The organism is Psychrobacter sp., from assembly GCF_036731945.1.
Classification (GTDB): domain Bacteria; phylum Pseudomonadota; class Gammaproteobacteria; order Pseudomonadales; family Moraxellaceae; genus Psychrobacter.
Map to the genome: position 1 here is coordinate 23,330 of NZ_DAINDI010000017.1, position 7,612 is coordinate 30,941.

Genomic DNA, 7,612 nt, shown 5'->3' on the forward strand with positions numbered 1-7,612 from the left:
CAGTTTGTATTGCGCGCTAAGCCCTAAGCTTTTGATAGAGTCATAAGGTCCTAATAGACTGAGCGGTGCGCCAGTACCGTGGTCATAGCCGACACGTACTTCGCCCGAAATTTTTGGATTAAACTGCTTACCTAATGCCACTTCAACCGCATAACCGTCTTTTTTATAAGCAGCTAAGGGCTCTTGTGTTGATAATGTCGCTAAAGGCGGGGCAACATTAAAGTTACTCCAATCTACCCAGCGGGCGTTAACCATTCCTAATAACTGATACTTTTCACTCAGACCGGTTTGGAAATCGAAATTGACCGACTGCGGCATTTTCACTTCAGTCTTGCCCGCTAGCGGTAAGGCAACTTCATCAGTCGCTGGTCCCGGTGTTACCCCATCACCACCAGCGATAGGTGGCAAAATAACTTGCAGGTTTTCTACCCCAGATACCTGATATTTGGCGGGAGCGCGATAGGTTAATGCGGCACGCAAAGCAATCTCCGGCTTCTCATACGCCATACCGATCACCGGCACTAGCGTATTTTCGTTTTCAAAGTCTAACGTATAATAAGTCGGTGCTGTCGCCACAGGATTGATAGCCGCTTCATTGATAGCGCCCAAAGTCGCCGCTTCAGTTGGCGTAATCGTGCCGTTATTTTGTTTATTGACCAAATCATAATAAGCATCAGTGGTCGGCACGCCAAAGAGCGCACCTGCTTCATCGATTACTTGCGAAACAGCAGTAGTCAAACCGACTGGCTGCGCGCCCGTGATATTGCCTTTTAGTGTTTGGTATTCAAGACCGCCATATAGCCAGACATTATTGCTAATCTTACCGCCGCCCAAAAGCGTGATGCCATTTGTCTCTACTCGCGCTTCAGTGGTGCCCATGCTATTGTTAAAAATACTCCCTGCTGGGTACTCGGTATCAACGCCAAAGGGTTGTTCGTAAATAACTGCCAATGCCGTATTGGCTGTCGGGGCGATTTTAATGGCCGCGCCAGGTAAATCAAAGTCATCCATCATGTCACCGATTTTATTACCCGCGGCGTCGGTGCCTTCTATTTTTGGATCAACATACGCATAAGATAGCTCGGCATAGTTACCCGGCTCAAAAAAAGGCGCGACCGATTGTTTGCTGTATTCGATGCCAGCGGCATGTGCTGAGCTAATAGCGAGACTTAGCGCCGTCAAAGAACCGGCAGCAAGAAAATAGCGCGAAGAACGAGAAAGGGTAGCAGAATGATTAAGTCCTAGAAATAGCTGAGCGCTCATGACAATATCCTTTTGTCAGTTAAAAACACCACCAAACCATAAAATCATACACACTTTTTATAGTTGGCTTTATTCTCTAGATTAAATAGCGAATGTCGACCTTTGTCAATATATCAGCAGCAACTTTATGAAATTCCCGATTTAATTGAACAGCGACAAAGGTGAAATCCTTAACGCTTCTCTAATTTTTTTCGCTAAAACTTTAACGCGTTACTTGTATTTATTTAGCAAATTAGCCAACTTATTTATACAAAATTGGCTTAATATCATATTTAACAATCCTTTCTCGATTGCCCTTTATTTTATTCAGCAGAGAAAAATATAATGTCAAAATTACTTTCCAGACTATGTTTAGCGGGCTCATTAATTTTAGGTTTAAGCGGTTGTATCGTCAGCGAAAATCTCGATTATCAATTGATGGTACAAGAGGATGCCAAATGGGTAGCCGATGAGCAATTTACCGACGCGATTATTGCTGTTGGCAAGCCCGCCGCACCTATTCAAGGCGTTGAACATGCGATTGTATTTGCTGGAGAAAAGCGCAGTTATTTGGTACAGAGCGCCAATAGAGATCGTGAATTTATTGATATTTTAGAGCAAGTGGATTTGGCTTATTTTTCCTTTAAGCCCATGCCAGCATTCAATGCGCCATATTTTAGAATAAGAATAGGCGAGCAAGGCTGCAGCTCAGCGCAAGGATGTATTGCCACCATATTATGGTTTGAAAAACCGACCCATCTGCTAGCCGCAGGTGAAACGGCGAAGCTTGAAGGGTTTGATTTTACTTGTCATGACGGCTTCGCGGGAGGTATGACACGCTGTACAAAAAATCTGTGGCGCCTTCCTGTGACAGTGGCACCGGCGGTGAAAAATATCGAGACGCTTACCTATCGCTTGCGCCAACCGACCACGCTGAAGTTTTATCATTATCAACCAGACAAAGCTTTAGCAGAAGAAAAAAGACTGAAAGCACTGATACCACTTGCCAAGGCGTTTGACATTATTACCTTTCCGATTCAATTTATTATGGTAGAAGGTATTAGATAAGTGGCATTGATTAAAAAACTGCTGACCAATTTAAAATAAGCCGTTAAGATTCCAGCATCTTTTTAATAGACAGCTCTAACGACAGATAAGTACCAAACAATATCACCACCGAGCCGATAATCGCTGGCGTGTCTAACGCTTCGCCAAGTAGCAGATAGCCTAAAATAATGGCAAAAATCGGAATGACTAAGGTAATACTGGTCGCGCGCATCGGACCGATACTTTTGATGAGTTGATTCATAAAAATAAGGGCGATGGCGGTAGAAAAAACGCCGATACAAATCACTGACGTCCAAGCCGTTAGGCTAATGGTTTTGCCATAGGGAAACTCATACACCGCTATCGGCAGCATGATAATACTGGCAATGATAAGCGAGCCTGCGGTAATTGCCACCGGCGAGACATCGTATAAATAGTTTCGAGTGATATTGGCGCCGACCGCATAACCGACACAGGCCAATAATGCGTAGCCCATCGGCAATAACCCTGAACTTGACTCAGCGCCCTGCCCGCTGCCGCCAAATAAGTTCTTACTCATCAAAATAATCACGCCAATAACGCCAATGATTAAGCCGATAATTTGTTTTTTTGACAAACGGTCTTTAAAAAAGGTGCTGGCGATAAAACCGCTCATCATCGGCACGGACGCATTAAGCACCGCCAACACCCCAGCATTGACTGAGCGCGCTGAAAAAGCAAACAGGATAAAAGGGATAGCGGCAGAAAACAGTCCGACTAGGGTCAGAACTTTCCAGTTATCACGGATGCCTGCTCTGTTTTTTGGGCTGATTAAGACAAAAACCAGCATGGTCAAGCCAGCTAGCACCACCCGCAAACTGGCAAATGCTAGCGAGCCAAATTCCGGCACGCCGACACGGTAAAAAATAAAAGACAGCGACCACATAAAGGACAATGTCATAAAAATAATGAGGTCGCGGTTGGACATAGGTGGATCCTATCAAGCGTTAGACTAAAAAAACCACGATGATAACTTTTTACACGCTTGAGAGCTGTTGTTTTTTTATACTCCTTATCAATTTTTTATAGCTTTACCTTATCCAAAATAAAATCAATATCTTTATCGCCGCGCCCTGATAAATTGACCAAAATTGTCTCATCCGCTGACATATCTTTGGCGATTTTCATCGCATAGGCAATGGCATGCGCCGACTCTAACGCTGGGATAATACCCTCAAGGCGTGATAGCGCCATAAAGGCTTGTAAACATTCTGCATCAGTCGCCGACTCATAGGTAGCAAGCTCTAAATCTCGCAGGTGTGAATGCTGTGGCCCAACGCCTGGGTAATCTAAACCAGAGGCAATCGAATGTACCGGTGCTGGCTCGCCTTTTTCATCAAGCAGCACGTAGCATTTAAAGCCGTGAATCTCACCTTTGACGCCGAGCGACATCGTCGCCGCATGATTGCGCGTATCTAAGCCCTCGCCCGCTGGTTCGACGCCTATTTTCTCTACCTCTGCATCATCAAAAAAGCCGCTAAACATGCCAATAGCATTGGAGCCGCCGCCAACACAAGCGACCACCTTATTAGGCAGCTTACCTGTCGTCGCTAAGAACTGCGCTCGTGCTTCATGACCAACCACTGACTGAAAATAGCTGACCATTTCAGGATAAGGCGCCGGCCCCAATGCCGAGCCAATCGCAAACATACTGCTATCTAACTCGTTAAGATAAGTTTCAAACGCACTATCGACCGCTTCTTTTAGCGTTCCTGCGCCGCGTGAGACTGGTACGATATTGGCGCCCAAAATCTTCATCCGACTGACGTTTGGATGTTCTTTTTTAATATCGACCACGCCCATATGAATTTCGCACTCGATACCCATTAATGCTGCTGCGGTTGCCAATGCGACGCCATGTTGCCCCGCGCCCGTTTCCGCAATGACCTTTTTTTTGCCTAATTTTTTGGCTAATAATACTTCACCTAAGCAGTGATTAATCTTATGCGCGCCCGTATGGTTCAAGTCTTCACGCTTAAAATAAATCTGTGCGCCGCCGCAATGCTCGGTCAAACGCTGCGCATGATAAATAGGACTTGGGCGACCAACATAGGTCTCACGTAAACGCTTCATCTCTTTGATAAAGTCGTCGTTTTTGATAATTTCACGAAAACCTGTCTCAATCTCGCTCATGGCTTTAGCAAGCTCGGGATGACCAATTTTGCCACCGAACTCACCATATAAACCCTCGCTATTGGGTAAGATGGATTGGTGTAAACCGTAGTCCGTGGCGGTGTTTTGCATTGTCATAGATAAGCCTTATTGTTTTAAATGACGTATGAATATTGGCGTTTTTGCCGAATTATTTAGCGTTTTAATGATAAGAATGTTTTATTGTATTTGTGTTCTAGTACATTGAAACAAGATAGTAAGGGATATTTCTTATTTGGTCAAGTCACCTTATAAATTTAAGCGCGCTAAATAATTATCCATCTTGCATAAAGTAGTGTTATTTTGTTCTAATTTGGCTAAAATCGCCTCGCTCGCAATATAGAAATAATAATGACACTTTATTTTGATAAACTCTCGTTCATTAATTTCGATTATTAAAGATATAAAAACAGGAAAATTATGCAACGACGCCAACTGATTAAAGCCATGGGTTTAAGCCTAGGGGCTGTCAGCACTTCCGCTGCGGTGAGCGGTTGCCAAACGCTTGCTAAGCAGCCAAGACTACCTAGTACCATCACCCAAGCGGGACACTTTCCCAATATCATTGTCGGTAGTGGTTATGGCGGCGCAGTATCGGCGCTACGACTCAGTGAAAAAGGTCATAAGGTTATGATACTTGAGATGGGCATGCGCTGGGATAGAACACCGGAGCATAATACCTTTTGCAAAATGATTACTGCCGATAAACGCTCTAGCTGGTTTAGCAATATGCCAAACGCCCCTATCCCGATTCCGATACCTATCAGAAAATATCCTGGGGTTTTAGACTTAATCGAATATGAGGATATGAAAGTCTTTGCAGGGCGTGCTTATGGCGGCGCCTCTATCGTCAATGGTGCGATTGCCATTGCCCCAAGACGCGCGCACTTTGAAGCAGTGTTCCCATGGATTGATTCTGATGAGATGTACGACACTTATTTTCCCCGTGCCATGAAAAATCTGAAAGTCAGCCAAATTCCTGAGTCGTTTTTTAATGAATCCGAGCATTACGAATTCACCCGCGCCGCTGAACGCCAAGCTGAAAAAGCGGGACTTAAAACGGAGTTTTTTGGCAACAGCTATGACTTTGATTACATGCAAAAGGAAGCGCGTGGCGAAGTCTATCCGTCGGCACTCGGCGGTGAAGTCATTTATGGCAATAACGCTGGCAAGTTTTCACTGGATTTAACTTACCTAAAAGATGCTGAAGCCACAGGCAATGTCACCGTTAAAACCTTACGCAAAGTTAATAGCATTCAAGCCCTCGATAACGATCAACTCAGGTTAGAAGTTCATGTCCTCAATACCACGGGCGGCATCGATAAAGTTGAGCATTATACTTGCGATAAACTGTTTCTAAATGCGGGCAGTACGGGCACTTCAGAGCTACTGCTCAAAAGCCAAGCGGAAGGCAAATTAAACAACCTAAACGAACATATTGGTCAGCACTGGGGACCCAACGGCAATATCATGACTGGGCGCAATTTCGTCCACGCTGCGGGCACCACCCAATCTACCATCCCGGTCAAAGGCATCAATATGTGGGACGGTGATAGAGGTGGCTCAAAATATAAAATATTTGCCGAGCTTGCGCCATTACCGCTAGGACTTGAGACGTGGACAACGCTCTATCTTGCCATCACTGATAATCCAGAACGCGGCAATTATTACTATGATAAAGCCACAAAAACCGTCAAACTCAAATGGAAACGCGAGCAAAATGAGTACTCGGTAAATGCTGCCAAAGAGCTAATTGAAAAACTTGCCAAAGTGAATGGCGGCTCTACTTCAAGCTTATTATTCACCAAAGGCTTCGGCGATAACTTCTGCTATCATCCGCTTGGCGGTTGTGTGTTAGGCTTGGCGACTGATGAATTTGGACGCGTCAAAGGGCATAAAAATATCTACGTACAAGATGGCGCGTTAATCCCCGGCAGCGCAGGCGTCAATCCCTATGTGTTTATCACCGGACTTGCTGAGCGAAATATGGCGAGGGTTTTAAGGGAGGATTTTGGGTAGATTAATGAAGAATGAATACAAATTTAATCCACCAATTTAGAGGATAAATCTTCAAAATTAATGGATTAAGCTTTGCGAGCTATCTTTAAATAATTATGTAATATAGACTTTCAGCTACTGGTTACAACTGTTTATCCACTCTAATTTTTTCTTTAAGTGTCTCAATTAATTTGGCACCTTTAGCAATCTTATTGGTGCCTCCAAGCTCACGGTACAAATCATATGTTATGGCTACAGCATAATTAAACATATCATCAGTTAAATCATCAAGCTTTAGCTTAGATAATTGATTGCTACTCGGATAAAGGCTTTGAGCCATTAAACAGGTTACTGTATATAATATATAGAACTTTATATCTGCAATTTCAGTTGTTGTATATTTTTTATCTTTCTTTAGTCTTTCTTCAATGCTCCTTCCTAAGTTGGCAACTAAATAGTATGACTGTAAATCATTATTTTTATGAAATAGTTTAGAGTATGATTCATCGTCTTCTAGCAATGTTGATGGTCTTGCTCTTGCAAAGTTTGGTTTTTGCATTAACACTGAAATTAAGCACTGAGACATAAAAGGAACACTGATTATTTCTTTAGGCTTTTTCCCTTCATTTTTATAAAAGTTCTTTCTTCTGTCATAAAAAAGACCTCTGGGTTTGAGAAAATCTTCTATTTGACGGTGTACTTGATCCGTTGCTCTTAATGATGATTTAGGAATTGGCGTTTGACTATTTGTAGCACGAATGATTCGATCACGTGTTTCTTCACTTTCAGGGACAATTATTCTAACAAGTACATCTCGTTTCTCGGATGCTAATTTATCTTGATTCAAACTATAGAAACGATGTATTTCCGAAGATGTTTGCAAGCCATTTACAATCTCAGGGTTATGAACAACTAGCTCTTTTCCTCCCGGAGCAGCAACTTCGCTAGCTAAAATAGTAACACCGTTATTCAACCACCAAAACTCTTCATCTCCAGGATTCTCAAGAGTATCTTGTATTTCATTATTTACATTCGTTTTACCCTGATAATCTCTGACATTAGATTCAAATATGTGTCTAATTAACTTTCCATTTTCATCTGTAATGAATTTAAAGTAATCAGCTAAATTTGTTAG

At 43.0% G+C, this 7,612-nt stretch carries 6 protein-coding genes; 2 read left to right on the forward strand and 4 right to left on the reverse strand.

The features are described from left to right. The coding region (locus V7D75_RS05175) for an outer membrane protein transport protein (protein WP_333613691.1) at positions 1-1,263 on the reverse strand (1,263 nt) is incomplete at its 3' end. Between the two features lie 324 nt (positions 1,264-1,587). On the opposite strand from V7D75_RS05175, the gene V7D75_RS05180 reads away from it, so the two are divergent. Continuing rightward, entirely contained in the window at positions 1,588-2,310 is a 723-nt protein-coding gene (locus tag V7D75_RS05180) for a hypothetical protein (RefSeq protein WP_333613692.1), read from the forward strand. A 43-nt stretch (positions 2,311-2,353) separates the two neighbouring features. Here the strand turns inward: V7D75_RS05180 and V7D75_RS05185 are convergent, their stop codons facing one another. Continuing rightward, positions 2,354-3,256: a DMT family transporter gene (locus tag V7D75_RS05185; protein WP_333613693.1), complete on the reverse strand. Its 903-nt coding sequence runs from the start codon at positions 3,254-3,256 to the stop codon at positions 2,354-2,356. Positions 3,257-3,351: 95 nt separating this feature from the next. Then, complete coding sequence (trpB, locus tag V7D75_RS05190) at positions 3,352-4,578, reverse strand: tryptophan synthase subunit beta (protein WP_333613694.1); 1,227 nt, start codon at positions 4,576-4,578, stop codon at positions 3,352-3,354. A gap of 321 nt (positions 4,579-4,899) precedes the next feature. Between trpB and V7D75_RS05195 the strand changes: the two genes are divergently transcribed. After that, positions 4,900-6,498: a GMC oxidoreductase gene (locus V7D75_RS05195; protein WP_333613695.1), complete on the forward strand. Its 1,599-nt coding sequence runs from the start codon at positions 4,900-4,902 to the stop codon at positions 6,496-6,498. Between the two features lie 121 nt (positions 6,499-6,619). Here V7D75_RS05195 and V7D75_RS05200 read toward each other — a convergent pair. Further along, on the reverse strand, positions 6,620-7,612 hold a 993-nt coding region (locus V7D75_RS05200; RefSeq protein ID WP_333613696.1), incomplete at its 5' end, for an AIPR family protein.

Excerpts from the sequence above, each read along its gene's own strand:
- V7D75_RS05180 (WP_333613692.1), top strand. The coding sequence starts at position 1,588 with ATGTCAAAATTACTTTCCAGACTATGTTTAGCGGGCTCATTAATTTTA.
- V7D75_RS05185 (WP_333613693.1), bottom strand. The coding sequence starts at position 3,256 with ATGTCCAACCGCGACCTCATTATTTTTATGACATTGTCCTTTATGTGG.
- trpB (WP_333613694.1), bottom strand. The coding sequence starts at position 4,578 with ATGACAATGCAAAACACCGCCACGGACTACGGTTTACACCAATCCATC.
- V7D75_RS05195 (WP_333613695.1), top strand. The coding sequence starts at position 4,900 with ATGCAACGACGCCAACTGATTAAAGCCATGGGTTTAAGCCTAGGGGCT.